The following is a 26,063-nucleotide window of genomic DNA, read 5'->3' as shown; positions in this document are numbered from 1 at the left end:
GCAGCGCGGACAGACGCCCGGCCAGCCTGTATTCTCCAACCGGAACCGCAAGCACCCGGCCAACGACCCAAGATCAACATTGAAAGCGACGATTATGAAAGAATTCGACAAATACGCAGTGGAACGCGCGCTTGACGCGCTACCTCAGACCTATCGCGGTCCGGGGGGAGTCGCGGGTGTGGTGAAGGATGGCGAGGTGGTTGCGGCTCGTGCCTGGGGGTATTCGGATCTCGGCGCGCCTCGCCCGATGACGACCGCGACAAGGTTGCCGATCTGCTCGATCTCCAAGCAGTTCACCTGCGGCGTCCTGCTCGACAAATTGCCAGATTTCGAGCGGCTCGACGGCGATGTGCGGGATTTCCTGCCGGAGTTTACCGGCACGCTTCCGCGCATCAGGGACCTGTGCAACAACCAATCCGGGCTGCGGGACTATTGGGCGCTCACCGTTCTGCACGGCGCCGAAGCCGAGCAAACCTTCGCGCGCGCGGACGCCCTGCCGATCATCGCGAAAATGAAGACGGGGCATTTCGAACCCGGGACACGCTATTCCTACTGCAATTGCAACTACCGCATCGTCTCGGAACTCATCGAACGGGAGACCGGCCAGACGCTGGAGGACCTCTATAAGGAGGTGATCTGGGGGCCGGCTGGCATGAAGACCGCCGTTCTGACGTCAGATACCCGGCACCCGGAAGACGATGTGGTCGGCTACGAAGGCTCCGACGCGACGGGCTTCTTTCCTGCGGACAACGGTATCTACTGGATCGGGGATGCTGGAATCTCTGCCTCGCTCACAGATATGCTTGCCTACGAGGCCTGGATCGACGCAACGCGGGATGACCCCGATAGCCTTTACGGCAAGCTTTCGGCTCAGCCCAGCTTCAGCGACGGAAAACCGGCCGCCTATGGCTTCGGCCTCGCCCACGAGACCATCGGCGGCGTCAAGGTCACTGGCCATGCAGGGGCGCTGCGCGGGTTCCGTGCCCACCGGATGCACGCCGCCGCGGCGCGACTCTCCGTTGTCGTGATCTTCAACCACGAATCCGACGCCCACGCCGCGGCCAGCGATGTCCTGAAAGCTGCGCTCGGCCAGGATACGACGGTGCCGGCCCCGGTCTCTGAGGACTGGGACGGCCAGTGGATCTGCGACGACACCGGGCTGCTGACCCGGATCGAAACCGATCGCAAGGGCGCGACCCTTCGCTTCGCCACCTTCCCCGATCGCCTCGAGTCCGGACAGAATGACAGCCTGACCGGACCAACAGTTACTGTACTCCGCGGCCAGGGCGGTTCGGAGCCGACCCTTTCGATGACTCGAACAGATGAAAACCTCTCGACGACGCTGACGCCGCTACCGGCAGTCACCACAGGCGATGGCGCGGAGATCGCAGGGCGCTACGAGTCGGGCGAGCTGGACGCATCGATGGTGATCGAAGGACGGGACGGCGCAGTGTTTGCACGGTTCGAGGGCTTGCTGGGCAAGGGGATCATGGAACGGATGTACCCGGTCGGTTCGGATACCTGGATCGTTTCAACCCGCCGCTCGATGGACGCGCCGGCCCCCGGCGACTGGACCTTCTCCGTTTCCCGCGCGAACGATGGCACGGTGGACGGCGCCACGCTCGGTTGCTGGCTGGCCCGGCAAATCCCCTACAGGAAGTCGGCGTGAGGGATCTCCCGCCTGCTATAGGCGCGCAGCGCCGGGAACCCCGGACGGCACAGGCCGCTGCCGAGCGGGACCGGTGTAACGTGACACTTCGTTTTCCGTCCCAGTTTATCCAGTCCTCGGAACGCCAAGGAGTTGGAGCGACCTCGGAAGGAATGCTCGTGTTATCAGCACTGCGCGAGTCTGGCGTGATTTCTCGGACCGGTCAGTCTGGTCATTTCCCGAGCATGATAGCATCCCGGCAGGACGATTGCCGCATCTGCTTCTGCGGCCAACGCTAGGACCGACTCAGAATGCATCGCTTCCGCTTCATCCTCTACAGGCCGATCCAGTTCATTCCGGTGCTGTTCGGGATATCGGTCATCACTTTCGTCCTGGTTCGGCTCATCCCGGGTGACCCGGCACGCATCATCCTCGGAACGCGCGCCTCGCCGACGGCACTCGCCAATATTCGCGCGCAATACGGGCTCGATGAGCCGATGTGGGTGCAATACCTGTTTTTCCTCAAGAACCTTGGGGCCGGGGAAATGGGGCGCTCGACGCTCTACAAGATCGATGTGCTCAAGCTCATTGCGACCAGGATCGAACCGACGCTTGCCCTCGTCGCGGCAGCGGTGATCCTCTCGCTGCTGATCGCGGTGCCCTTCGCTGCACTCTCGGCGCGCCGGCAGGGACGGCCAACCGATCACGTCGTGCGGATCGTCTCCACCGCCGGCATCGGCTTTCCGCCCTTCTGGCTCGGGGTGATGCTGATCATTCTCTTCTCGGTGAAGCTCGGCTGGCTGCCGGTTTCGGGTTATGGCAACACGCTGGGCGAAAAGATCCAGCACCTCATCCTTCCGGGCCTCACGATTGCGCTGTCGCTCTCGGCCGTTCTGACCCGCAGTCTCAGAGCTGGGATGATCGCCGGGCTGAAATCCGACGTCGCAACCGCCGCCCGCGCCAGGGGAATGCCCGAAAACATCGTGTTCTGGCGCCATGTCGTGCCAAATGCGCTTGTGCCAACGGTGAACCTGCTGGCAATCAATATCGGCTGGCTGATCGGCGGAACCGTCGTGGTGGAGAGCGTCTTTGCAATTCCCGGAATGGGGCAGTTGCTCGTGCGCGGAATTTTCACCCGCGACTACATGGTGGTGCAGGGGGTCGCCATGACCTTTGCCGTTGCCACCGTCCTCATCAACCTGCTCGCCGATATCCTGACCGTCGCGCTCGATCCACGGGTGGACCTCTCATGATACGCCGTTCAGCCCTGTCCCTCGCCCCCACCTGGCCGCGCTACATCTCACGCAGGCCGATGCTCGCCGTCGGCGCCGGCATCCTTGCCTTCTTCGTCCTGATCGCCATTTTCGCACCGATCGTGGCACCCTTCGATCCGATCCTGCAGGACCCGAAGGCCCGGCTTCAGCCGCCCTCGTTCGCCCATCCCTTCGGCACCGACAATTTCGGTCGGGACGTCCTTTCGCGCGTCATCTGGGGAGCGCGGATCGACCTGCAGATCGCGCTGATCGGTGTCCTGTTCCCGTTCCTGATCGGGACGGTTATCGGCACCGTGGCGGGGTTCTTCGGCAAGACCATCGATACCGTCTTCATGCGGATCGTCGATATCATTCTCGCCTTCCCCTTCCTCGTTCTGATGCTTTCGATCATCACCATCCTCGGGCCCGGTCTGTCGAGCTTCTACATCGCGATGGCGCTGGTGGGATGGATCAGCTACGCGCGGCTGATCCGGGCGCAGATTCTCGTTCTCAAGACTCAGGATTTCTCCGTTGCCGCCGAAAGCCTCGGCTTCAGCCGATCGCGGATCATGTTTCGCCACCTGCTGCCAAACGCGCTCGCGGGCTCCCTCGTGTTCGTGATGTCGGACGCCGTGCTTGTGCTGCTGAACGGTGCCGCCATCAGCTATCTTGGCCTTGGCGTGCAGCCGCCGACCGCCGAATGGGGTGTGATGGTTGCCGAGGCGCAGGGCTTCATCACCCAGGCATGGTGGATCACGCTGTTTCCGGGCCTTGCCATTGTCACCCTCGCCTTCGGTTTCTCGCTGCTCGGCGATGCCATGGGCGATCTTCTGGGGGTGCATGAATGACCACGCTGCTCGAAGTTCGGGGCCTTTCCGTCGCCTTCCGGGATCACGCCGAAGAAAGGCAATTGTTGAGCGATATCGATTTTTCGCTCGGAAAGGGCGAGATTCTCGGCCTTGTCGGCGAGAGCGGCTCCGGCAAGAGCCTCCTTTGCCGGACGATCGTTGGCCTGATGCCGTCCTCCAAGCTGCACCTCGATGCCGGCTCCGTCCGGCTCGACGACGAGGAGATCGCGAGGCTGCCCGAAGCCGGGATGCTGCGTATTCGCGGCAAGAAGATCGGGATGATCTTCCAGAACCCGACCAGCCATCTGGATCCGGTGATGCGGATCGGGGATCAGATCGTCGAGGGTTTGCGCTTTCACCGTGGCCTTGGCCGGACGGAGGCGCTCGAAGAGGCGCGCAGCATTCTCGGACAGGTCGGCTTCCCGGACCCGGCGCGCGGCCTCAAGAGCTACGCGCATGAATTCTCCGGCGGCATGCGCCAGCGCGCCATGATCGCCATCGCACTGGCCTGCGATCCGGAAATCCTGATCGCGGACGAGCCGACGACGGCGCTCGATGTCACGATCCAGGCGCAGATCCTGAAGCTGCTGATGGATCTACGCGCCATGCGCGGTCTGTCGATCATCCTGATCACGCACGATCTCGGCGTCGTCGCGCAGACCTGCGACCGGATCGCGGTCATGCGGCACGGCCGTATCGTCGAGCAAGGGGAGAAGCGTCAGCTTCTTGCCAATCCGCAGGCAGCCTACACTAGGGAACTCATCGCCTCGCATCCCTCGCTTCCCGACGAGGAGCACAGGCCGCTGGAACATGAGCGATCCCACGTCCGGCCGATCTTCGAAGTCGATGATCTCGATGTTGCGTTCCCGATCGGCGGCGGGCTGTTCCGGAAACGCCGCGACTTCCGGGCACTGAAGAGAGTCAGCCTGCAGATCTTCCCCGGCGAGACGGTCGGCATCGTTGGCGAGAGCGGTTCCGGGAAATCGACGCTGGCCCGTGCGATGCTGGGGCTGACGCCGATCTCTGCCGGGCATGCAACTTTCGACGGGTCTGTCCTGACACTGGAGCGCGAGGCAACTCTGAAGCGACTCCGATCTGAGGCGGCGATGGTTTTCCAGGATCCGTTCAACGCCCTCAATCCGCGGTTCACAATCGGCGAAACCATCGCCGAAGTGCTCCGGACCCAGGGCGAGACGCCGCCCGAAAGGATCCGGGAACGCGTGGGCGAGTTGCTCGACATGGTCGGGCTGGAGCGGAACTTCGCCGGCCGCAAGCCGCGCAGCATGTCCGGCGGGCAATGCCAGCGGGCCGGAATTGCGCGGGCACTGGCCGTTAATCCACGGGTCATCATCGCGGATGAATGTGTGGCCGCGCTCGACGTGACGATCCAGGCCCAGATCATCGACCTCTTCCGCCATCTTGCCGAGACGACCGGGCTGACACTGGTCTTCATCGCCCACGACCTGGCGATCGTGCGCAACCTCTGCGAACGCGTCATCGTGATGCATCATGGACAAATCGTGGAAGAGGGGCAGTGCGACGAAATCTTTCGCAGCCCGCGCGAAGACTACACCGCGGCCCTGATAGCCGCGATCCCCGATATCGACCCGGACCGCCCGATCGGCGGAACGGCGGTTCCGGCCGAACTACAACCCGCCTAACGAACCAATAGGAGAGAAAAAACAATGATTGCCAAATTGTCCCGTATCGGCCTCGTTGCCCTGGCCACGACAACCGCGCTGGTCTCGGTGGCCGAAGCCGCTGGCGTGCTGACCATCGGCCGTCGCGAGGATTCCAGCACCTTCGACCCGATCAACACCGCCCAGAACATCGATTTCTGGGTTTTCATGAACGTCTATGACGTGCTCGTTCGCGTCGACAAGACGGGCACCGAGCTCGTGCCCGGCCTTGCCGAAAGCTGGGAGATTTCCGACGATGGCACGGTCTATACGCTGCACCTGCGCGACGCGAAGTTCTCGGACGGCTCGGCCATCACTTCCGAGGACGCCAAATACTCGCTCGAGCGTGTGCGCGATAGCGAACTGTCGCTCTGGTCGGACAGCTACCAGATCATCGAGACCATGGAGACGCCGGACGACAAGACGCTCGTCATCACGCTTTCCGGCCCGTCGGCCCCGTTCCTCTCCACACTCGCGATGCCTGCCACCTCGGTGATCTCCAAGGCGGCGATGGAAGAAATGGGCGAGGAAGCCTATGCCAAGAAACCCGTGGCGTCCGGCGCCTTCGTCGTCGACGACTGGCTGCGCGGCGACCGGGTGATCCTGAAGAAGAACCCGGAATTCTGGGAGGCCGACCGGGTGAGCCTGGATGGCGTGGAATGGGTTTCGGTGCCCGATGACAATACCCGCATGCTGAACGTGCAGGCCGGGCAGCTCGACGCCTCGATCTTCGTTCCGTTCTCGCGGGTGGAAGAACTCCAGCAGGACGAGAACCTCACTGTCCATATCGAGCCCTCGACGCGGGAAGACCACCTGCTGATCAACCACGAGCATGCGCCGCTCGACGATGTGCGCGTCCGCGAAGCGCTCGATTACGGAATCGACAAGCAGGCCATCATCGACACCGTGACCTTTGGTCAGGGCGAAGTTGCCAACAGCTTTATCCCGAAAGGCGCGCTCTACCACAGCGACGACAACGGCGCGCGGCCCTATGACCCTGAAAAGGCCAAGGAACTCCTTGCCGAGGCGGGTGTCGAGGACCTGACGCTGGACTACATCGTCGAGGCCGGCCACGAGGTCCAGGAACAGGTCGCAGTCCTGCTCCAGCAGCAACTCGCACAGATCGGCGTCACCGCGAACCTGGTCAAGGTCGACCCGAGCGCGAGCTGGAACATGCTCGTGGATGGGGACTACGACGTGTCGATGAACTACTGGACCAACGACATTCTCGACCCGGACCAGAAGACCACCTTCGTCGTCGGTCATGACGTCAACATGAACTACATGACCCGCTACCAGAACGACACGGTCAAACAGCTTGTTGCCGACGCCCGGCTGGAGCTCGACCCGGCCAAGCGCGAGGAAATGTACAAGGATATCCAGACACTCGCCAAGGCGGACGCACACTGGATCGACCTCTACTACAGCCCTTTCATCAACGTGAGCCGGAAGGGCATCGAGAATTTCGACCAGAACCCGCTCGGCCGTTTCTTCCTCGAGGATACTGTCAAGTCCGAGTGAGTTGCGGCTGGCCTGCGGGCCACGACAGAAAGAAACCTGCGGCCTGAATTCAGCCGGTTGTCTTTCATTGTGAGCGTACAGGCCATGGTCGCGCGACCATGAACGTTCATCGTCTCGGAGCCCCCGAAGTTCTCTTCGGGGGCTTCGTGTTTCGGAGATTTTTTTGCCGGACCTTTCAGCCGATAGCGCGGTCAGGCCAAATCGAACCCACCATGCCAGGAGCGGGATCGTTGTTAGTTATCCAGAGCTTCGCTTAAAACACTCGGCGAGAACGGCTGCGCGGCTCTTCTTGAGGTTTGCCTTTGAGCAGAGACTACGCAGTGAGTTCGATTGGATGAAGATTGAGGGAGGGAGCACCGGCAATCTTCGCATCCACAGGGAGCGTTGCATTGCCCGCACTCGCCGTTGGAACAGAAAGCGCGAGTTTTACGACCCATTGTTGAGGCAGTGACCGGTTACCTGACCTGTTGCAATAATTTCACTTGGCACGACCTTCCTTCGTCATCCCGAGACGCGACGAGACCGCCCTGCCCCGCTCAACCAACTTCCCCCTGACACCCGCCCGTTCAGGCGCATTCGAAACGCCCCAGGGCCATTTCGACGTCGCCCTTAAGTTGAGGGAACCGTTCCGAAAACAATCCTCCGATGCGCCGCAGGTCCTCGGCTCCATCCCCCTCGAGCCGGATCGTGACTTTCGGTTCGGTGATCGAACGGCGGACAAGCAGCCAGCCACGAGGCCAGACCAGACGGACGCCGTCGATCCTCTGCACTTCGGCGCCAGCAAGGCCGGCCGCGCAGTCCTCCAGCAGGGCGTCTATATCGGGCGTTTCCATGCCGATGCGAATATCCTCGGACATGAACATCTCCGGCAACTCGTCCACGAAGGCGGAGAGCTTGCGGTCCTGCCGGGCAAGCCAGCCGGCAAGGCGGAGCGCAGTGTGCAGCGGGTCATCGCGCCCCTGGATCTCGCCGAGGAAGATATGGCCGGAGAGCTCCACGCCTGCGATGGCGTCATGCTCCAACACCATCCGTTTCATATAGGCATGTCCGCTCCGGCAGCGGCGCGGCGTCCCCCCGAGTGCCGAGACAGCACGCTCCAGGTGCATGGAGCACTTAATGTCGAGGATCACGGTGTCGCCGGGATTGCACTGCACCGCACCTTTGAACAGGATGATCGCCAGCCGCTCGGAACCGAGGATGCGGCCGGTATCGTCGACCACCGCGATCCTGTCGCCATCGCCGTCAAAGGCGACGCCGAAATCCGAACCGGTCTCCTTCACCGTCCGGACCAGCGTGACAAGCGTCTCGGGCAGGGCGCAGTCGGGATTGCGCTCGGTGAAACTGCCGTCGATATGGTCGAACAGCGCCGTGACCTCGGCACCGAGATCGGCAAAGACCTTCGAGGCAACGCCCGACATGCAGCCATTGCCCGGATCGACCACCACCTTGAGGCCTGCGAGCGACTGACCGCCGAAGCTCTGGACCATGGCCTGCATGTAGTCGCCGACCACATCCTCGACCCGGCGGATGCGGGCCGGGGATTCGGGCGCAATCTCGGCTGTCTCGGAAGCCTTTTCGGCGAGGAATTTGATGTCTTCCGGCGTCGGCGGCAGCTCGCCGTTCATCACCTTGAGGCCGTTCCATTGCGGCGGGTTGTGCGATGCGGTGCAGATCGCGGAGGCCTGTGCGCCATACTGGTGCTTGGCCCAGTAGATCGCCGGAGTCGGCACCCGGGGGCCAAGCTCGACAATGCCGATGGGTGCCGTGGCAAGCCCGCGCAGCAGGGCCGCCAGCAGCTCGGGCGTCGAATGCCGCCCGTCGCCCCCCAGCACAACCGTGTCGCCATCCGCTCGCGGACCGGCGGCCAGCAGGCGGCCAAACTCGCGCCCCACGCGGGCAAAGATGTCGGCGTTGACCTGGTCGGGGAACGTGCCACGGATGTCGCAATCCTTGAAGGCGACGGTGTTCATCGGGGCCATGTCGATCTCCTGTTCTGGGCGCCGGCGCGGACGGCCGGCGGGCGGCCGTGTCAGGCCGTCATGAGCGGAATACGGGCCGCGCCGATGGCGGCCTCGGTTTCGGCGGCACTCTCCGGGATGAGCCCGAGATGGCGGGCACGGATGGCTGTGAAGACCGGGTTCTTTGCGCCGCCCCCGGCCGAGAGCACGCGTGTGGGGCGCTCGCCGCCGGCCTCGGCAATGGCCGCGTAGCATTGCGCCTCGATCCGGGCGATGCCCTCGAAGAGGCCATGCAGGAAATCCGCGTCATCGGCCGGGCGCGGTTCGAGCCGCGGCGGCAGGTCGGGGTCGTTGACCGGGAAACGCTCGCCCGGCTCCATGAGCGGGTAATAGTCCAGCGGCGAGGCGCGCGCTGCGTCGATCCGGGCGCTGAGCGCGACCAGCTCCGCATCGGAAAAGAAATGCCGCAGCACCCGCCCGCCGGTGTTGGAGGCGCCGCCGACCAGCCAGACCTTGCCGACGCGATGCGAGTAGAGCCCGCGCGCCGGATCATCGATCCGGGCCCGGCTCAGCGCCTTGATTGCCAGAGTCGTGCCGAGCGACGTGACGGCCACCCCGGCCTCGAGCGGCGCGGCTGCGAGGAAGGCGGCAATGCTGTCGGTTGTGCCGGCATGGACCTGCACGCCGGCGGGCAGGCCGAGTTCGCGGCCGAGATCCGCACGGATCTCGCCAAACGCTTCACCAAGCTGGTAGGCGCGCGGCAGGATGCCCTCGGGCAGCAGCGAGATGATCCAGTCGGGCCAGTCGCCGGTCTCGGGGTCGACCCCGGTCTTGAGAGCGTTCATCACGTCGCTCTGCCCGCCGATCCCGGTGAGGCGGGCCGCGATGAAGTCGGCTTGGTGCAGAAGGTATCGCGCGCCCTCGGCCTCGCCGGCCAGCCGCATCGCGCGGGCCAGCGCCGATCCAGATCCGCGGGCGATATGCGGGTCCGGCGCGAAGTCGGCAATTCGCGCGGCTTCTGCCGTGAAACCCTTCGAATTATACATCAATGCGCGGCTGACAGGGCGCAGATCGGCGTCGGTCAGCAGCATCGTGCCGGAGGTGCCATCGACGCAAATATGACCGATCTCCTCGGGCGACCGTCCGACCTCGCGCAGTTTCTCCATTTGTGCGGCGAGACAGGCACGGGTGGCCTGCCACCAGAGGTCGGCATCGATCCGGTCGGGATCGGGCTGCGGCAGGTGGCCGGTGCTGGCCATGGAAAGCACGGCTCCATCGGGACCCACCACGGCGCTGCGAATGCCGGAGGTGCCGAGATCTATGCCCAGGGACAGCATCGGCTCAGCCCTTGGCCGCCAGCCACTGGCGGTATTTCTCGGCATCCCAGTTCAGCAGCTCGGCCTCGGCCTCGGGGCCGATCGGCTCGGGCGCCCAGGCCTTTGGCAGGCGTCGGAAGATGTCGGACAGGCAGGTCAGCATTGCCCGCTGCACCGAAGTGGCGCTCCGGCGGATCTGGATGCCCTGCCCCGGAAGCACGATGACCGGGGGTGAAAGCTCGCTATCGGCCACCGGCAGACCGGCACCGAGGAAGACCACATGGTCGGGATAATAGGAACCACCGGTGATCGCGGCGCAGACGCCTTCGTCCATCGCCATCCAGCTTTCCGCCTCGGCCCAGTCGAAACCGTCCAACGGTTCGGCGCCGGGGACGGCACCGACCACATGGGCGGGCGCGCGGTAGAGCCTTCCCTCGACGCGTTGCATGAGGTTATCGGTCTCGGCGGTAGTGTGGCCACAGACGATAAGCCCATGATTTTCAAGCAGGAACAGCCGGGTTTCGGGGGTGGCCCGCTTGAGGATCTCGGCCGTCAGTGGCAGGCCGGGCTTGGCATAGGGCACGAAGACCGGGTCGAAATCGGCCAGCAGCTTGCGCGCGACCTTGCGGCCGGCGAGCGAGACGACATGGCTGAGGGCGGCAACCGAATGGGTATGAGCGACGACGCGCCAGTCGAGGGCAGCGTGGAAGGTGGTCTCGATGGAGGGGCGCAGCTCGCTTTCGGGATCGAGCACGGTGGATTTGCAGGTGCCGTCGCCAGCGCCGTAGGCTTCGGACTTTGCGGCCATGCGGTCGACGGCAACGAAGATCTCCGAGGTCTCGGCATCGGCCAGTTCGAAGCCCGACGCCTTGATCCACATCACCGTGTCATCCTTGATCGAGGTATTGCCGCCCGGGCCCTGGATACAGAGCGGGTCGGCGCCGATCCTGGCCGAAAAGGCGCGGAAATTATCGGTCAGAAGGGTGTTCATGGCCTTGCCTCACGTAGTTCGGGGCGTCATCGGGCAGCGGCCTGCCAACGAGGGGACACCCCGGGCGATGCTTCGATTGAATGATGGCAGGGCGTGCCGCCATCCAGCAGCACGCCCCGCTGGGCGCCCGCGCCCACAGCCCCCCTTTGCGGGGGAAGAGTCAGTGGCGACAGGGCAATCCATTGCCTGACCCGGTCAGGACGGATCATCCGGGGTCGGCGGCCAGAGAGAGGCAAGATAGTCTTCGACCTCTTCAGGCTTCATCGCCGGCGCCGCCTTTTCGACCGCACCCGGGGGCATGTCACCGAAATAGAACTGGAAGCCGGGGATGAACTGCCGGCGCTTCCTCAGTGGCATGCCCTCGTAGGGGAAGACATCGGAGCGCGCATTGGCATGTTTGTCATGGCAAGGCAGCACGTAGTCGGCACGCTTGTCGATTTCCTCGACCGATTTCCACCCCTCCCAGCTATTGACGAAACGCGCCGGCACCCAGTAGCGCCAGCCCTCCTCGGCATTCGGTTCGAGGTTGCGCTCCTGGAAGATCGCGTCGCCTGCGACCACGATATCGCCCGCGGAGGTCGCAACGGTCACGGCCATATGGCCGACCGAGTGGCCCGGCGTGTGGAACATGGTGATCCCGGGGAGCACTTCGCATTCCTCGTCCACCGCCTCGAAGACACAGCCCGTATAGGCCGGCTCGATGCCGAGATAGCCGGATTCGTAGGTGCGGTAGTAGAGCGGCAGCGGGTTGAACGCCATTTCGATCTCGGCCTTCGGCGCGATGTAGCGGGCGTTCTTGAACTCCTTCATGTTCTGCACGTGGTCCCAGTGCAGGTGCGTGAAGACGATGGCGTCGATCTCGTCGGGATGCACGCCGAGCTTCTGCTCAAGATGCTCATGCACCTGGAGGCAGCCGCGCTTCTGGCACTTGTGGTGATATTTCGTGGCCCGCGGCTCGTCGCAGAGGCCGGTATCGATCAGGATCTTGTGCTCGCCGGTGTCGACATAGTGGCAGTAGACCGGATTCCAGATCTTCTTGCCCGCCGGGCCCTTCCAGAAAATGTAGGTGCCGAGGTCGCCCTCAAGCCAGCCGGTATTGATCGGATAGATCTTGGTCTCGTTGACGCCCATGGCGGCCTCCAGAATCGATTTCCTTGAGCCACAAATACAAAGAATGCTTTCTGCATGCAAACTAAATCCAGCAGGTGCTGGAACTTGCCTTTACTTGTGTTTGAAAGCCTCGAGAGTCTGCATGAAGCTGGCGGCCATATGCTCGCGCATACCATCGGAAGCCACCTTCGAATCGGCGGAAAAGATGCTCCGCAGGAGCGATTCGTGGCTCTTGGCCGATGCGATCAGGTCTTCGGTCGTCGCGAACTTCTTCGCCCGGAACGGCCCGGTACGGCGGCGAAACTCGCTGGCGAGCTCCCACATGTATTCATTGCCGGTCGCACGGTAGATTGCGTGATGCAGGTCCTCGTTCGCGTGCATATACGCGATGCGGTCACCCGACTCGGCGGCGCGGACGCATTCGGCTTGTGCCAGCTCGATTTCCGAGCGTGAAAGCAACGTGAGCCTCTGGGACGCCATCCGGGCACACATCACCTCGATTTCATACATAACTTCAAATATTTGCGATAGCTCCTCGCGAGAATACTGAGCCACGCGAACACCGCGCTTCTCGCCCGCCACGAGGATTCTTTGGGCCACGAGCTGGTTCAGTGCCTCTCGCACCGGCGTCCTCGAAACACCGAGCTGCTCGGCTAGGCGCACCTCGTCGACACGCTCGCCGGGATCGAGCACACCGGTGGCAATGCTATCCGTCAGGGCCGCCACAACCTTTTGCACCGCTGAAATCTTCGGGCCGTTCGCGCCCACTTCGCCACCCCGCGCCATGCGTCTCTCCTGTGTTGTTCTTTGCCTTGGCGGCGCGACTCTCCCGCGACCGCAAGATCAATCTAGGAGCATTTTGGTCTCGTGGCAATTTTGCATGTTTACATTTATGTTTGCATGCATAAAGTCGAGACAGCTGCGAAAGGGGACGCTATGCCCAAGATTCGGCTCGATGGACTTGTGAAGCGCTACGGCGCCGTGGAGGTGCTTCACAATATCGACCTAACCATGGAAGAGAACGAGTTCACGGTTCTGGTCGGACCATCGGGTTGCGGGAAATCGACGACGCTACGCATGCTGGCGGGTTTGGATATCGTCAGCGAGGGCGAGATCTACATGGACGACCGGCCCATCAGCCGCCTTGAGCCGAAGGACCGGGACCTGGCCATGGTGTTCCAGGACTACGCGCTCTACCCGCATATGAATGTGGCTCGGAACATGTCCTTTGCGCTCAGGCTGCAGAAACGCCCGAAAGAGGAAATCGACCTCAAGGTGCGCGAGGTCGCCAAGATCCTCGGGCTGACGGAATATCTCAACCGCAAGCCGGGCGAGCTGTCGGGCGGCCAGCGGCAGCGGGTAGCGATGGGCCGGGCGCTGACGCGCGATGCCGGCACCTTTCTGTTTGATGAACCGCTTTCGAACCTTGATGCGAAGCTGCGTGGTCAGATGCGGGCGGAACTTGCCCTGATGCGCCAGCGTGTCCAGAAGAACATGGTCTACGTGACCCATGATCAGGTCGAGGCGATGACCCTGGCCGACCGGATCGTCGTCATGCATGGCGGGTATATCCAGCAGCAGGGCACGCCCGAGGAACTCTTCAAGCGCCCCGTGAACAAGTTCGTGGCCGGCTTCCTTGGCTCGCCACCGATGAACTTCATGGATGTGACGCTGGAGGAAACTGGCGAGAAATTCTTTGCCCGCGGTGACGGGTTCCGCATCGCGCTTCCGGGCAGGTTGGCGGACCGCGCGCGTCGCGTGGGGCAGAGCGAGCTGACGATGGGCATCCGCCCGTCCGACCTGAACTTCGACGCAGCCGCTCCCGACAGCGAGGCAATGGATCTGCGGGTGTCGATCTCGGAATATATCGGCGCGCAGTCAGTGCTGATCTGCAAATGCGGCGAGGCGACCGTGACCGTCGAGGTCAAGTCCGAAACCCCCATCGCCCTTGGCGAGACTTTGCGTTTCGCCGTCCGGCCGGAGGGGATCCAGCTTTTCGACAAGAAAACCGAAGACGCGCTATGAGCGCAAAATGGCTAATGGGAGGAGGACCCAATGCTGAAAACTCTTGGAATCACCATCACGGCGACGATGGCGCTCGCCGCGACGACCGCGCTGTCAAACCCGTATGAGGAATATGCGGGAACAACGCTTGTGGTGAACTTCCCCTCGCACCCGCACTACGACGCGGTCATGAAGGTACTGCCCGAGTTCACCAAGGAAACGGGAATCGAGGTCGAGGTGGACATGCTCCCCTACCTCAAGATGCGCGAACGCCAGACGCTGGAACTGACCCAGGACGAGGGCGCCTATGACCTGATCACCTATGTGGTCTTTTCCAAGGCCGACTATGTCTATGCCGACCAGCTGGAAAACCTCGCCAAGTATTTCATGAACCCGAGACTTGCCGACCCGAAATACGATGCCGAAGACCTGATCGACGGCTATGTGCAGAATATCGGCGTCGCCGGCGGCAAGAAGGGCTACCTTCCTGGGCCGACCGGCTCGCTTTTCGGCCTGCCGCAGGGCTCCGAGACCTCGGTTCTTATCTACCGCAAGGACATTTTCGAGAAGCACGGCCTGAAGGTTCCGGAGAACTACGACGAGCTGCTCGAAGTCGCATGCAACATCCCCGAGCTTGAGCCCGGCATGGGCGGCATGGCCTCCCGTGCGGCCTCCGGCCACCAGGCCAGCCACGCCTTCCTTCTGCACCTTGCCCCGCTCGGCGGCCGTGTCTTCGACGACGAGTGGAACCCGATCATCAATAACGAGGCCGGTGTCGCGGCGGCAAATGCGCTCAAGACCATCGTGGATTGTGGCCCCGAAGGGTCGAGCGCCTTCGGACCAGCGGAAGCGGCAAACTCCTACATGAACGGCAACGCGGCCATGTTCATGGACTCCATCGCCTTCGCACCGAACTTCGAAGATCCGGAGAAGTCCAAGGTTGTCGGCCTGTCGGGCTATGCCATGCATCCCGAGGGCGTGCGGCGCGGGTCCCAAACCGGCGGTTTCGGAATCGCCATCCCGGCGAACGCGCTCAACAAGGAAGCCGCCTTCCTGCTGATGCAATGGCTGACCTCCAAGCATGGCGACAAGCTGGTGGCGATGGCCGGCGGAAACCCGTCGCGCTTCTCGACCTATGCCGACCCGGACGTGCAGGCCAAGTACCCCTATGCCAAGGTCTTCGGCGAAGCGCTTGAATATGCCGACCCCGACTGGCGCCCGATCATCCCCGCCTGGGGCAAGATCAACGCCGATATCGGCACCACCATGTCAAAGGTGCTGACCGAGGGGCTCGACCCACAGGAAGCGCTGGACGGCGTTGCCGAACGGACCCGCGATCTGATGGAAGAAGAAGGCTACTACATCTGGCAGGACTGATGTAGCGCCCGCGGCCCCTCCTCCCCCGGGGCCGCGAAAACGGGCCGGGCCGCGACACGCGGCCTGGTCCCTCCCGGGACATTCACCCTGTCAGGAGTGATCGTGTGAGCAGCCAGAGTTTCAACCGACTGACGCCCTATCTCTTCATGGCCCCTGCGGCCATCATCATGGCGATCGCGCTGTTCTATCCGCTGCTCTACATGGTCTTCGGCTCGTTCCGGTCCTGGGACCCCAGCCAGTCGCTTTCGGAAACGGAATTCGTCGGGCTGGCCAACTACATCAAGCTTCTTGGCGACGAGGCCTTTCGTGAAAGCGTCTCCGTCACGCTGACCTTCGCCGGAACGGTGGTCGTGGCAGAGATGTTCATCGGCGTGGGGCTCGCGCTGATGCTCGACCGAAATATCCGCGGAATGTCGTTGCTTCGCACGCTCTTCATCCTGCCGATGATGATCGCGCCGGTCGTCGTCGGCCTTGTCTGGCGCTTCATGTACCACCCCACCGACGGGATCTTCAATCGCTGGCTAACCCAACTCGGATTGCCGCGTGTCGACTGGCTGGGCGATCACGCGCTGATGTCGGTCATCATTGCCGATATCTGGCAATGGACACCCTTTATCTTCATCCTGTCTCTTGCGGCCCTGCAATCCTTGCCGCGTTCGGCACTGGAAGCCGCGCGGATCGACGGCGCCACCGGCTGGCAACAGATCATCCATATCAAGCTGCCGCTCATGGCGCCTGTTCTGATCGTCACCTGCCTTCTGCGCCTGATTGACGCCTTCAAGGTGCTCGAAGTGATCCTGGTCATGACCGAGGGCGGACCCGGCCTCTCGACCGAAATCCTGGCGCTCCGCATCTCCCGCACGGCCCAGGAATTCCGCGAACTCGGCGAAGCGGCGGCGATGTCCAACTACCTGCTGCTGCTGCTGATGGTGCTCACGCTCGGAATGTTCACCTTCACCCGCTGGCAGGAGGCCCGCGCGCAGCAGCTCAACAAGGTCAAGCAGGAGGAGGGCTGACCCATGGCCGATAACAGCCAGTACGACAAGCAGAACCCTGCCTTCTACGCCCTTCTCGCCGCACTCATCTTCATGTCGATCGGCCCGGTGCTGCTGCTCTTCGTGAACTCATTCAAGCTCGATGTCGATATCATCTCCGGTACCAGCGGCCTGTTCTTCATGCCGACGATCCAGAACTACGAGACGGCGCTTTGTGACATCCTTTGGTACGAACCCGACCATATCGATTATTGCGCGATCCGTTTTGGCGGCGCCTTCATCAACTCGCTGATCATCGCCCTGATCTCGACCGTGATGACGCTGATCATCGGCTGCATGGCGGCCTATGCGCTGGTCCGCTTCCGTTTCATGGGCCGCGAGCCGATCTCATTCGCCACGCTCGCCGTGCGCATGGTGCCGCCGGCGGTCCTGTTGGTGCCGGTCTTCGGGCTGTGGAACAACTCCTTCTGCATCGACAATGCCACGATGGTCGGCGGCTGGATTCGGGACGTCTTCGGTGGGCGGGGCGATGTCTGCCTCGCCGGGACGCGTGCGGGCATCATCCTCGTCTATATCGCGATGAATCTGCCCTTCGTGATCTGGATCCTGCAGAGCTTCATCGTGCAGGTGCCGCGCTCGCTCGAAGAGGCTGCCCGGGTCGATGGTGCGGGCCCCTTCCAGGTCTTCTTCCTCGTGGTCCTGCCGCTCATCAAGCCGGGGCTTGCCGCGGCGGCGATCTTCACCTTCCGCATCGCGTGGAATGAATACCTTCTTGCCTCCGCCTTGGCCGACCGCAACACGATGACGGTGCCGATCCTGATCGTGAACAATACCAGCGAGTTCAACATCGAGTGGGGGGTGATCATGGCCACCGGCATGTTGCTGGCGATCCCGCCGATCATCTTTACGCTCTTTGCCTCACGGCAGATCATCACCGGCATGACCGCCGGCGCCGTGAAAGGGTAGGTCGATGGCAGAAACGGTTGCCCTCCTCGGCACATTCGAAACGAAACCCGAGGAGTTGCATGCGCTTTCGAACATGCTGACCGGGCGCGGGCTCAAAGTCCTCTCCTTCGATCTCTCCCTCTCCTCCGGCGGCGACGTGCTGCCGGGCGAGGAGAAGCTGCGGCGGATGGCGGCGATGGTCGAGCAGACCTCGGCCGGCATCGTTGAGGCCGCTCCCGACGCGGTTCTTGCCATTGGCGGCGGCACGGGCAGCGAGATGGCGCTGCGGGCGATGCGCGCCTTGCCGCTCGGCCTGCCCAAATTCCTGATCACCACGCTGCCTTTCGACCCGCGCGCAGCCTTGGCCGACAATGACGTGACCCTGATCCCGACGCTCTGCGATATCCAGGGCATGAACGCCCCGCTGCGCCGGATCTTCCATCGCACCGCAACCATGGTGGCCGCCGCGGCCCGCGCGCTGCCGGAAGATGAGGCGACCCGGAGAGCCGTTGCGGTTTCGCTTCTGGGCGTCACCCAGCAGGCAGGCGAAAAGATCCTGCAACGCCTCAGGGATGCCGGGCAGGAAACCGCGACATTCCATTCCAACGGCTTTGGCGGCGCCGCGCTGGCCCGCTTCGCAGCCGGGGGCGCGCTGAGTGGCGTGATCGACATGACGGTGAACGAGATCGTGCGCATGCATGTCGCCGGGGCGCATGTGCCGATGCCGACGCGCTTTACCTGCGCCGCCGCCCTGCCCCGTATCGTGCTTCCGGGCACACTCAGTTTTCTCGATGGGGGTGTCCGCGACCAGATGCCGGAGGCCTACAAGGCGCGACCTCATTACCGCCAGTCGAGCTATTTCACCCATGTGCAGCTCACCGAAGCGGAGATGGACAGGGCTGCCCGTGCGCTCGCCGCCGACCTCAACACGTCCAGCGCGCATTGCGAGGTGCTCGTACCAATGGGCGGTTTTTCCAGTGAAGACCGCCCCGGCGGCGCCATCGAGAGCCTCGCCCTGCGCGAGCAAGCTGCCGAGATCTTCGAGGCGGAGGCGCGCGCCTTCACGGTGACCCGCCTCCCCTATCACATTGCCGACCAGGAAACCGCCGATGAAGCGGTGTCCCGGCTCCTCCGTCATCTCTAGCTAGAAAGACCTCCCATGTCCGACACACTCGACCAGGCCGACATTCTCGCCAAGAAGGACGAACTCATCGCCACCGCAAAGCGCAGCTTCGAGGTGGGTATCCAGACCAATGCCGGGGGCAACCTCTCGGTCTGCCTGGATTCGCGCGAGGCGATCGTCATCAAGCCCTCCGGTGTCGGATTCAACGAATGCACGCGGGAGAACCTGCAGGTTGTCCTCATGGACGGAACGGTGTTGCCTTCCGAGGTCGAGCTGAAACCGTCCAAGGATCTTGAATTCCATCTCGAGATCTACCGCCGCCGCGCCGATATCTCGGCCATCGTGCATTGCCACAGCCCCTGGGCCACCGGCTACGCCAGTGCCGGGCTGGAAGTTCCCTGCCTGACTGTGCAGACGGTCGAAAAGATCGGCCGCATGCCACTGGTGCCGCTCACCGATAATCTCGGACCGCAGACCGCTGCAATGATCGGCCCGGTCTTCGACGATCCCAAGATCCGCGCCGCCGTGCTGGCCAACCATGGCGCCATCGGCACCGGCAAGACGCTGAAGGCAGCACAATACCTTGCCGAGATCATCGAGGAGACCGCGCATATCGCCTTCGTCCGCGACACGCTGGTGCGCAGCCTTGGCCTCAAGACCCCGCCCTCGCCCGAATACGGCACCGCCATGGACGAGAGGGCCGCGCTGGAGAGAGCCTGACACGTTGCTGCGGGCACCCGCGCTCAACGCCACCCTGCGGGCGAACCGAAGGACCGCCGCGTGATTGCAGATATCACCAAGGACGTGGCTTGGCGGGCTTCGCGTATCGGCAGTTGCGCGGATCGGCTTGCGGCCTGGGTCGCATGCAACACGAGATAGGTCTGGCAATGACGGGATTCGCCCATCGCATCGATTGTGTCGAAGTCGCTGCACCCATTCTCCGGCTTTGCTGGGAGATGGGCTGGAACGAGGCCAATGGCGGAAATTTCAGTTGGCGTCTCGACGCGGAGGAATTCGACGCGGATATGCGGCACTTGCTGTCAGAAGCCATGCCAAGGGATATCGTCCTGCAAAATCCGCAGCCGGAACTTGATGGCGACTACTTCCTGGTGACCGGCGCGGGACAGTTCTTCCGCCGAGCGACGAGCCATCCGGACGACGTCTTCGGAATTGTCCGGATCGTCGACGAGGGGCGTGTTTGCCGGACGGTATGGGGGTTTGGCGGCGGCGGTCGACCGACATCCGAACTGGCGACCCATCTCACTGCGCATGCGGTCCGAAAGGAGCGCTCCGAGGGGCGCGAAAGGGTCGTCCTTCATTGCCACATACCCGAGTTCATCGCGCTCGGTTTTCTCTTGCCACTCTCGTCCGATGTGTTGACCCGCGCGCTCTGGCAAATGATGCCCGAATGCTTCCTCGTCTTTCCCGACGGTATCCGCGTGGTGCCGCCAATGTGTCCCGGCAGCGCCGAGATCGCCCGTGCCTCTGCCGAAGCGCTAGCAGAGAGCCGGGTCATTTCCTGGGCTCATCACGGGATATTCGCTTCCGAAGAAAGCCCCGACTCCGTCTTCGCACTGGTGGAAACCGTCGAAAAGGCAAGCGGCATCTATCGAAAGCTCCTCTCCGCAGGCGGCCCGAAATACGAACTGGATCTCGGCATTCTGGAGGAACTCGCCAAGAAGCTGGGGGCCAGCCTGGTGGCTCCTCCGAACATTCCAAAGGCGCGGGCGGGGTCCTAGGCGGCGCGTCCACCTGGTGGGCTCCGCAGCGAGCAGATTCCACACCCGGTTTTCGTTCGCTTTCCGCTAGATCCGGGAACTTCCCTTCCGACGAGGATCTCGGCCACTTTAACGTCTCTTTGTCGAGGAGACCTCCGTACCGGAACTGGCGCTCGTTGCGGTAATTTGGTGCCGAACGAATCCAGTGTTCCTAGGCTCCGCATCCCCTGTGCCTTCTCCGAATTAGCTGCGCGCGATACCAGATCCCGGAACCGCCCGGCGGGTCACTTATCCCGCGGTCGCACGCCGTTGAGGAATATCGCGATCGCCCTGTCGCGACGGGCAGCCTTTTCCTCGGGGCTGCGGAGGATGCGATTAGGGTCGAGCAGGCACGGGATCGTGTCACCAAAGACCATGTCGACGAGCAGGTCCGCGGCTGCCGAGATCTCTTCGGAGGCGAGATCGATTTCCCCCGCCCGGGCCGCGTGTTCGAGTTCCTCGCGGAGAAGGCTAGCGACCTGCCCCGGCCCCATATTGCTCAGCCGGCGGCCCATTTCGGGAAAACTGCGAGCTGCTGCGATGACCGTACGAAGCATCTCGATGACAACGGCTGGTGACTTTTTGTCCGGGTTCAACGTGAGAAGAATGCGAAGCCGTTCCTCAAGGGAAGCCTCGCGTTCATCGGGACGGAGCGGGCGGAACAGGGTCCGGCTCATGCGCGAAAGCCCTGCACCAAGAAGTTCTTCCCGGCTGCGATAGAGATCGTAAAGCGTGCGTTTGGACATGCCGGCGCGGCGGGCGATATCGGCCATTGTCACGTTCTCGAGCCCGCGCTCGGAAAACAGCTCGATGGCGCAATCGAGCACAAGCGCCTCGCGCTCGGCCTGGCACATCTGTTTCGGGCGGCCGCGCTTTCGCGTCGTCGCATCGAATTTCCGGTCCGCCCCCTCCGTCATGTCAGACACCTCCCTCCCCCGCGCAAGGCACCGACAAGTCCCGTGCAGGCGTCGCTGTCGACCTTTACAAAACTCTTTAGTTTCCTTAATTGCCGGAATCAAGAGATCCGCCGTGCAGGCGGATATTTCCTTCGGAGTCCGACATGCCGCTCAATCGATACTCCCTGCCGATTTTTCTCGCGGGTTTCGCTCTTCTTCTTACCGTGCCCTTCGCGCAGGCGCAGCAGCAAGGCGGCGAGCGTCCACCAATGCCGGTCACGGTCGTGACGCTGGAGGCAAGCGACGTGACGCTGACATCGACGCTGCCCGGCCGTGTCACGGCCTCCGGCGTTGCGGAGGTGAGGCCGCAGGTGAGCGGGATCGTCACCGAGCGACTCTTCGAGGAAGGCAAACCCGTGGAGCAGGGTGCTGCGTTGTATCGTATAGATCCGGCGAGCTACGAGGCCGCGAAGGCGGTGGCGGAGGCCAGCCTTGCGCAGGCCGAAGCGCAGTTCCGGGCCGCCGACCGTGAGAAGACCCGCCAGGAAGAGCTGCGCCAACGCAATGTGACCAGCCAGCAGGTTCTGGACGACGCGATCGCGGCGCTCGATGCGGCTGCGGCTGCCGTGAAAGTGGCGGAGGCGCAGGTGCTCGCCGCCACGATCGACCTCGACCGCACGACGATTTCCGCGCCGATCTCAGGCACGGTGGGCCTGAGCCAGACCACGCAGGGCGCGCTGGTTACCGCCGGTCAGGCGAATGCGCTAACGGTCATCCGCAAGCTCGACCCGGTCTATGTGGACGTGACGCAATCGGCGGCGGAGATCCTGCACTGGCGGCGTCAGGGACAGCGCCTGGCCGAGGATGAAAATGTGCGCGTCTCGCTGCGTCTGGCCGATGGTGGGCTCTATGACCACGAGGGGATCCTAGCGGCAGCGGAGCCGCATGTGAACGAGCAGACCGGCGTGATCGTTCTGCGGCTGGAGTTCCCCAACCCCGACTTGTTCCTCCTGCCAGGGATGTATGTGCAGGTCGAACTGCCGCAGGCAAAGATCGAAAATGCTATTCTCGCTCCCCAGGAGGGCGTAAGCCGCGATCGGCGCGGGCGCCCCGTGGCCATGGTGGTCAATGCCGAGAACCAGGTCGAGTCCCGGGAGCTGAGCGTTCAGCGGGACATCTCCAACCAATGGGTCGTCACGGAGGGTCTTGCACCAGGCGACCGCATTATCGTGGCCGGCCTTCAGAAGGTCTCGCCCGGCATGACAGTGGTGCCCGAAGAGCGCGCCGCGGCCGCTCCGGCCAGCAACTGACCAGTTTTCGCGGAGGCTTTCATGGCACGCTTCTTTATCGACCGGCCCGTCTTCGCCTGGGTGATCTCGATCCTCATCATGGGCGTCGGCCTGCTGTCCATTTTTACGCTTCCCGTCGCACAATACCCGCAGATCGCCCCGCCCTCCGTGCGGATCAACGCGCAATATCCCGGCGCCTCGGCCGAGACCGTGGCCAATACGGTCACGCAGATCATCGAGCAGCAGATGACCGGTCTCGACGGCCTGCGATACATGTCGTCGTCTTCGACATCCGCGGGAACGGCCACGATCACCCTGACCTTCGAGACGGGCACGGACCCGGACGTGGCGCAGGTGCAGGTGCAGAACAAGCTCGCGCAGGCCACCACTCAGCTTCCGGAGACCGTTCAGCGGCTCGGAGTTCGCGTCGAGAAGACGACATCGTCTTTCCTGATGGTCATCGGTCTGATCTCGGAAGACGGGCGGCTCGAACAGGCGGACCTCTCCGATTACCTGAACACGAGCATGGTCGACGAGTTCTCGCGGATCGAGGGCGTGGGCGGGGCGCAGGTCTTCGGCGCGCAATACGCCATGCGGATCTGGCTCGATCCGTCCAAGCTCGCGGCCTTCGAGATGACGCCTTCGGACGTGGTCGCCGCGGTCTCGGCGCAGAACGCGCAGATCTCAGCGGGTGCTTTCGGCACGCTGCCCGCGCCGGACGGACAACAGCTCAACGCCACGATCACCGCGCAGTCCCTGCTCTCGACGCCGGATGATTTCCGCAACATCGTTTTGCGCTCGGAAACCGATGGCGGCCTCGTTTTGCTGCGTGACGTCGCGCGCGTCGAGGTCGGTGCGGAGAACTACTCCATCATCGCTCGTTATAACGGACAGCCTGCCTCGGGCATGGCGCTCAACCTGGCATCGGGCGCCAATGCGCTCGACACGGCGAAGCGGGTGAGGGACAGACTCGAGGAATTCTCCCAGTATTTTCCCGAGGGCGTAAGCTACGTCATCCCGTATGATACGACGCCCTTCATCGAGATCTCGATCCACGAGGTGCAGAAGACGCTTTTCGAGGCGATCGGGCTCGTCTTTCTGGTGATGTTGCTCTTCCTGCAGAACTTCCGTGCAACCCTGATCCCGACGCTGGCTGTGCCGGTTGTGATCCTCGGGACCTTCGCAATCCTCTCGGTGGCCGGTTTCACGATCAACACGCTCACCATGCTTGCGATGGTGCTGGCCATCGGCCTCCTGGTCGACGACGCCATCGTCGTGGTCGAGAATGTCGAACGGATCATGGAGGAGGAAGGGCTCTCTCCGCGTGAGGCGACGCGCAAATCCATGGGACAGATTACCGGCGCGCTGATCGGCATCGCGCTGGTGCTCTCGGCTGTGTTCGTGCCCATGGCCTTCTTCGGCGGGTCCACCGGGGTGATCTATCGACAATTCTCCGTCACAATCGTCTCGGCGATGGCCCTGTCGGTGCTGGTCGCGCTGACCCTGACACCGGCGCTCTGCGCGTCGCTTCTCCGGAACAAGGACGCCCATCACGCCAGGCGCGGACCGCTGGGCTGGTTCAATATTGCTTTCGAAAAGATCACCGGCGGCTATTCCGGCACCGTTGGTTATCTGATCCGGCGGCCCTTCCGGGTATTGGTGATCTATGCGGCGCTCGGTTACGGCATGGTCTTCCTGTTTCAGAACACCCCCACCGGCTTCCTGCCCGCCGAGGACCAGGGCATCCTGCTGACCCTTATCCAGGGGCCGACCGGTGCCTCCGCCGAGCGGACACAGGCCGTGGTCGAGCAGGTCGAAACCCATTTCAAGACCGCCGAGGCCGAAAATGTGCAATCCACTTTCGGCGTCGTAGGCTTCAGCTTCGCAGGACAGGGTCAGAATATGGGCCTTGCCTTTATTCGAATGAAGGATTGGGAGGATCGCCCCTCGCCCGCACAATCTGTGCAGGCTGTGGCGGGGCGCGCCTTCCCGGCCTTCATGGGAATCCGCGACGCGATGGTCTTTCCCATCGTGCCGCCATCGGTGCCGGAACTCGGCAACGTCTCGGGCTTTGATTTCTTCCTGCAAGCCCAGAGCGGGCAGACCCATGAGCAGATACTCGCGGCACGCAACCAGCTGCTTGGCATGGCCTCGCAAAGCCCGCTTATCGGGTCGATCCGGCCGTCGGGAATGGAAGATGCCGCGCAGTTCAAGCTCGATATCGACTGGCGCGCTGCGGGCGCTGTCGGAGTAACGCCGGCCAGTGTCGGCACCACGCTCAACATCGCCTGGGCGGGTAGCTACGTGAACGATTTCAACGACAACGGTCGGATCAAGCGTGTCTATGTCCAGGGCGAACCGGATAGCCGTGCGACCCCGTCCGACCTCCAGAAATGGCGCGTGCGCAATACAAACGGCGATCTCGTTCCCTTCGCCAATTTCACCAGCGAAAGCTGGGAATACGGGCCGCAGGGCCTCAACCGCTACAACGGCATTCCCGCGATGCAGATCCAGGGTTCGCCCGCGCCGGGTGTGACCACCGGTGAGGCCATCGCCGAGATCGAGCGCCTCGTGAGCCAGCTTCCCCCCGGCTACAGCGTCGCCTGGACCGGCCTGTCTCTGGAGGAACTGGAATCGGGGGGCTCCGCGCCCATGCTCTATGCGCTTTCGCTTGCAGCGATCTTCCTCTGCCTAGCGGCGCTCTACGAAAGCTGGGCGATCCCCTTCTCGGTCATGCTGGTGATGCCGATCGGGGTGCTTGGCACGATGGGCGCGGCCTATTGGTTCGGCTTCGAGAACGGCGTCTTCTTCCAGGTGGGCCTGCTGACGGTGATCGGCCTGACCGGCAAGAACGCGATCCTGATCGTGGAATTCGCGCGCGAGCGCTTCGAAGCGGGCGAGGATCTCTATACCGCCGTGAAGGAGGCCGCGCGCCAGCGTTTCCGCCCGATCATCATGACCTCGCTGGCTTTCACCCTGGGTGTCGTTCCGCTGGTGCTCTCCACCGGTGCCGGCGCCGGCGGACGCACCGCCGTCGGCTCCGCCGTGCTTGGCGGAACGATCACTGGGACGGTGCTGGGTATCGTGTTCGTGCCTCTGTTCTTTGTGATCGTCGTGCGGATCTTCAGCCGCAAGAAGGTGAAAGAGCGGTCCGGAGCGCCTGCTGCCGCAGGATGACAGGTTGCGTGCAAAGCGACCGGCCCAGAACGTGGCGACCGTGAACCTCGCCATGTTGGGCGCGTTCGCAAGAAAATGCGCATAGAGGCTGTCCAGGAGCCAAGCACACCGCACGGCCACTTGAGCTATCGTCGAGCGATACCTAACGGCACTCCAGTCCCCTTCGACGGCAGGGA

The 26,063-nt window shown here is 63.2% G+C and carries 20 protein-coding genes; 14 read left to right on the top strand and 6 right to left on the bottom strand.

Features of this window, described 5'->3' with window-relative positions:
- Positions 1–94 precede the first annotated feature (94 nt).
- The 5 genes from EU800_RS18640 (at position 95) to EU800_RS18620 (ending at position 6,949) form a co-directional block, all read left to right on the top strand.
- A complete protein-coding gene (locus EU800_RS18640) occupies positions 95–1,669 on the top strand; it encodes a D-aminopeptidase (protein WP_129634544.1) in 1,575 nt (524 codons plus the stop codon).
- Positions 1,670–1,959: 290 nt separating this feature from the next.
- Entirely contained in the window at positions 1,960–2,901 is a 942-nt protein-coding gene (locus tag EU800_RS18635) for an ABC transporter permease (protein WP_129634542.1), read from the top strand.
- Positions 2,898–3,749: an ABC transporter permease gene (locus tag EU800_RS18630; RefSeq protein ID WP_129634540.1), complete on the top strand. Its 852-nt coding sequence runs from the start codon at positions 2,898–2,900 to the stop codon at positions 3,747–3,749. Before EU800_RS18635 ends, EU800_RS18630 begins: the two co-directional genes overlap by 4 nt.
- A complete protein-coding gene (locus EU800_RS18625) occupies positions 3,746–5,410 on the top strand; it encodes an ABC transporter ATP-binding protein (RefSeq protein WP_129634539.1) in 1,665 nt (554 codons plus the stop codon). Before EU800_RS18630 ends, EU800_RS18625 begins: the two co-directional genes overlap by 4 nt.
- A gap of 24 nt (positions 5,411–5,434) precedes the next feature.
- Positions 5,435–6,949, top strand: coding sequence for an ABC transporter substrate-binding protein (locus EU800_RS18620; protein WP_129634538.1), 1,515 nt, complete (start codon positions 5,435–5,437; stop codon positions 6,947–6,949).
- A gap of 566 nt (positions 6,950–7,515) precedes the next feature.
- Here the strand turns inward: EU800_RS18620 and EU800_RS18615 are convergent.
- The 5 genes from EU800_RS18615 to EU800_RS18595 all read right to left on the bottom strand — a co-directional run bounded on the left by EU800_RS18615 (position 7,516) and on the right by EU800_RS18595 (position 13,110).
- Entirely contained in the window at positions 7,516–8,928 is a 1,413-nt protein-coding gene (locus tag EU800_RS18615; RefSeq protein ID WP_129634537.1) for a hypothetical protein, read from the bottom strand.
- Positions 8,929–8,978: 50 nt separating this feature from the next.
- A complete protein-coding gene (locus EU800_RS18610) occupies positions 8,979–10,244 on the bottom strand; it encodes an FGGY-family carbohydrate kinase (RefSeq protein WP_129634536.1) in 1,266 nt (421 codons plus the stop codon).
- Between the two features lie 4 nt (positions 10,245–10,248).
- The gene (locus EU800_RS18605) at positions 10,249–11,214 is read right to left on the bottom strand and encodes a class II aldolase/adducin family protein (RefSeq protein ID WP_129634535.1); all 966 of its coding nucleotides are present in this window, start codon (positions 11,212–11,214) and stop codon (positions 10,249–10,251) included.
- A 195-nt stretch (positions 11,215–11,409) separates the two neighbouring features.
- On the bottom strand, positions 11,410–12,345 hold the full coding sequence (locus EU800_RS18600) for an N-acyl homoserine lactonase family protein (protein ID WP_129634534.1): 936 nt from the start codon (positions 12,343–12,345) through the stop codon (positions 11,410–11,412).
- Between the two features lie 90 nt (positions 12,346–12,435).
- A complete protein-coding gene (locus EU800_RS18595) occupies positions 12,436–13,110 on the bottom strand; it encodes a GntR family transcriptional regulator (RefSeq protein ID WP_129634533.1) in 675 nt (224 codons plus the stop codon).
- Positions 13,111–13,260: 150 nt separating this feature from the next.
- Between EU800_RS18595 and EU800_RS18590 the strand changes: the two genes are divergently transcribed.
- From EU800_RS18590 to rhaD, 7 genes are all read left to right on the top strand, one after another.
- Complete coding sequence (locus tag EU800_RS18590) at positions 13,261–14,349, top strand: ABC transporter ATP-binding protein (protein ID WP_129634531.1); 1,089 nt, start codon at positions 13,261–13,263, stop codon at positions 14,347–14,349.
- 30 nt (positions 14,350–14,379) lie between these two features.
- On the top strand, positions 14,380–15,705 hold the full coding sequence (locus EU800_RS18585) for an extracellular solute-binding protein (RefSeq protein WP_129634529.1): 1,326 nt from the start codon (positions 14,380–14,382) through the stop codon (positions 15,703–15,705).
- Positions 15,706–15,809: 104 nt separating this feature from the next.
- Positions 15,810–16,721, top strand: a complete 912-nt coding sequence (locus tag EU800_RS18580) for a carbohydrate ABC transporter permease (RefSeq protein ID WP_242500630.1) — start codon at positions 15,810–15,812, stop codon at positions 16,719–16,721.
- Positions 16,722–16,724: 3 nt separating this feature from the next.
- Entirely contained in the window at positions 16,725–17,666 is a 942-nt protein-coding gene (locus EU800_RS18575) for a carbohydrate ABC transporter permease (protein ID WP_129634528.1), read from the top strand.
- A gap of 4 nt (positions 17,667–17,670) precedes the next feature.
- A complete protein-coding gene (locus EU800_RS18570; protein WP_129634527.1) occupies positions 17,671–18,789 on the top strand; it encodes a Tm-1-like ATP-binding domain-containing protein in 1,119 nt (372 codons plus the stop codon).
- A 15-nt stretch (positions 18,790–18,804) separates the two neighbouring features.
- Positions 18,805–19,488, top strand: coding sequence for a class II aldolase/adducin family protein (locus EU800_RS18565; RefSeq protein WP_129634526.1), 684 nt, complete (start codon positions 18,805–18,807; stop codon positions 19,486–19,488).
- Between the two features lie 167 nt (positions 19,489–19,655).
- Positions 19,656–20,507 (top strand): rhamnulose-1-phosphate aldolase, encoded by an 852-nt coding sequence (gene rhaD / locus EU800_RS18560; protein ID WP_165354727.1) that lies wholly within the window; start codon positions 19,656–19,658, stop codon positions 20,505–20,507.
- 263 nt (positions 20,508–20,770) lie between these two features.
- Here rhaD and EU800_RS18555 read toward each other — a convergent pair whose 3' ends face one another.
- On the bottom strand, positions 20,771–21,442 hold the full coding sequence (locus tag EU800_RS18555) for a TetR/AcrR family transcriptional regulator (protein WP_129634524.1): 672 nt from the start codon (positions 21,440–21,442) through the stop codon (positions 20,771–20,773).
- Positions 21,443–21,585: 143 nt separating this feature from the next.
- Between EU800_RS18555 and EU800_RS18550 the strand changes: the two genes are divergently transcribed.
- Positions 21,586–22,731 carry an efflux RND transporter periplasmic adaptor subunit gene (locus EU800_RS18550; RefSeq protein WP_129634523.1) on the top strand — a complete coding sequence of 382 codons (1,146 nt, stop codon included), beginning with the start codon at positions 21,586–21,588 and terminating at the stop codon, positions 22,729–22,731.
- Positions 22,732–22,752: 21 nt separating this feature from the next.
- Positions 22,753–25,887: an efflux RND transporter permease subunit gene (locus tag EU800_RS18545; RefSeq protein WP_129634522.1), complete on the top strand. Its 3,135-nt coding sequence runs from the start codon at positions 22,753–22,755 to the stop codon at positions 25,885–25,887.
- Positions 25,888–26,063: the final 176 nt, after the last annotated feature.

This window comes from Tropicimonas sp. IMCC6043 (assembly GCF_004146235.1).
Lineage (GTDB): Bacteria > Pseudomonadota > Alphaproteobacteria > Rhodobacterales > Rhodobacteraceae > Tropicimonas.
This window is presented reverse-complemented; position numbering and strand designations above follow the sequence as displayed.

What these genes read in the sequence shown, in the direction of transcription:
- EU800_RS18635 (WP_129634542.1), top strand. Translation starts at nt 1,960, where the DNA reads ATGCATCGCTTCCGCTTCATCCTCTACAGGCCGATCCAGTTCATTCCG.
- EU800_RS18595 (WP_129634533.1), bottom strand. Translation starts at nt 13,110, where the DNA reads ATGGCGCGGGGTGGCGAAGTGGGCGCGAACGGCCCGAAGATTTCAGCG.
- EU800_RS18630 (WP_129634540.1), top strand. Translation starts at nt 2,898, where the DNA reads ATGATACGCCGTTCAGCCCTGTCCCTCGCCCCCACCTGGCCGCGCTAC.
- EU800_RS18625 (WP_129634539.1), top strand. Translation starts at nt 3,746, where the DNA reads ATGACCACGCTGCTCGAAGTTCGGGGCCTTTCCGTCGCCTTCCGGGAT.
- EU800_RS18590 (WP_129634531.1), top strand. Translation starts at nt 13,261, where the DNA reads ATGCCCAAGATTCGGCTCGATGGACTTGTGAAGCGCTACGGCGCCGTG.
- EU800_RS18565 (WP_129634526.1), top strand. Translation starts at nt 18,805, where the DNA reads ATGTCCGACACACTCGACCAGGCCGACATTCTCGCCAAGAAGGACGAA.
- EU800_RS18550 (WP_129634523.1), top strand. Translation starts at nt 21,586, where the DNA reads ATGCCGCTCAATCGATACTCCCTGCCGATTTTTCTCGCGGGTTTCGCT.
- EU800_RS18585 (WP_129634529.1), top strand. Translation starts at nt 14,380, where the DNA reads ATGCTGAAAACTCTTGGAATCACCATCACGGCGACGATGGCGCTCGCC.
- EU800_RS18570 (WP_129634527.1), top strand. Translation starts at nt 17,671, where the DNA reads ATGGCAGAAACGGTTGCCCTCCTCGGCACATTCGAAACGAAACCCGAG.
- EU800_RS18640 (WP_129634544.1), top strand. Translation starts at nt 95, where the DNA reads ATGAAAGAATTCGACAAATACGCAGTGGAACGCGCGCTTGACGCGCTA.
- EU800_RS18545 (WP_129634522.1), top strand. Translation starts at nt 22,753, where the DNA reads ATGGCACGCTTCTTTATCGACCGGCCCGTCTTCGCCTGGGTGATCTCG.
- EU800_RS18620 (WP_129634538.1), top strand. Translation starts at nt 5,435, where the DNA reads ATGATTGCCAAATTGTCCCGTATCGGCCTCGTTGCCCTGGCCACGACA.
- rhaD (WP_165354727.1), top strand. Translation starts at nt 19,656, where the DNA reads ATGACGGGATTCGCCCATCGCATCGATTGTGTCGAAGTCGCTGCACCC.
- EU800_RS18605 (WP_129634535.1), bottom strand. Translation starts at nt 11,214, where the DNA reads ATGAACACCCTTCTGACCGATAATTTCCGCGCCTTTTCGGCCAGGATC.
- EU800_RS18600 (WP_129634534.1), bottom strand. Translation starts at nt 12,345, where the DNA reads ATGGGCGTCAACGAGACCAAGATCTATCCGATCAATACCGGCTGGCTT.
- EU800_RS18610 (WP_129634536.1), bottom strand. Translation starts at nt 10,244, where the DNA reads ATGCTGTCCCTGGGCATAGATCTCGGCACCTCCGGCATTCGCAGCGCC.
- EU800_RS18555 (WP_129634524.1), bottom strand. Translation starts at nt 21,442, where the DNA reads ATGACGGAGGGGGCGGACCGGAAATTCGATGCGACGACGCGAAAGCGC.
- EU800_RS18575 (WP_129634528.1), top strand. Translation starts at nt 16,725, where the DNA reads ATGGCCGATAACAGCCAGTACGACAAGCAGAACCCTGCCTTCTACGCC.
- EU800_RS18615 (WP_129634537.1), bottom strand. Translation starts at nt 8,928, where the DNA reads ATGGCCCCGATGAACACCGTCGCCTTCAAGGATTGCGACATCCGTGGC.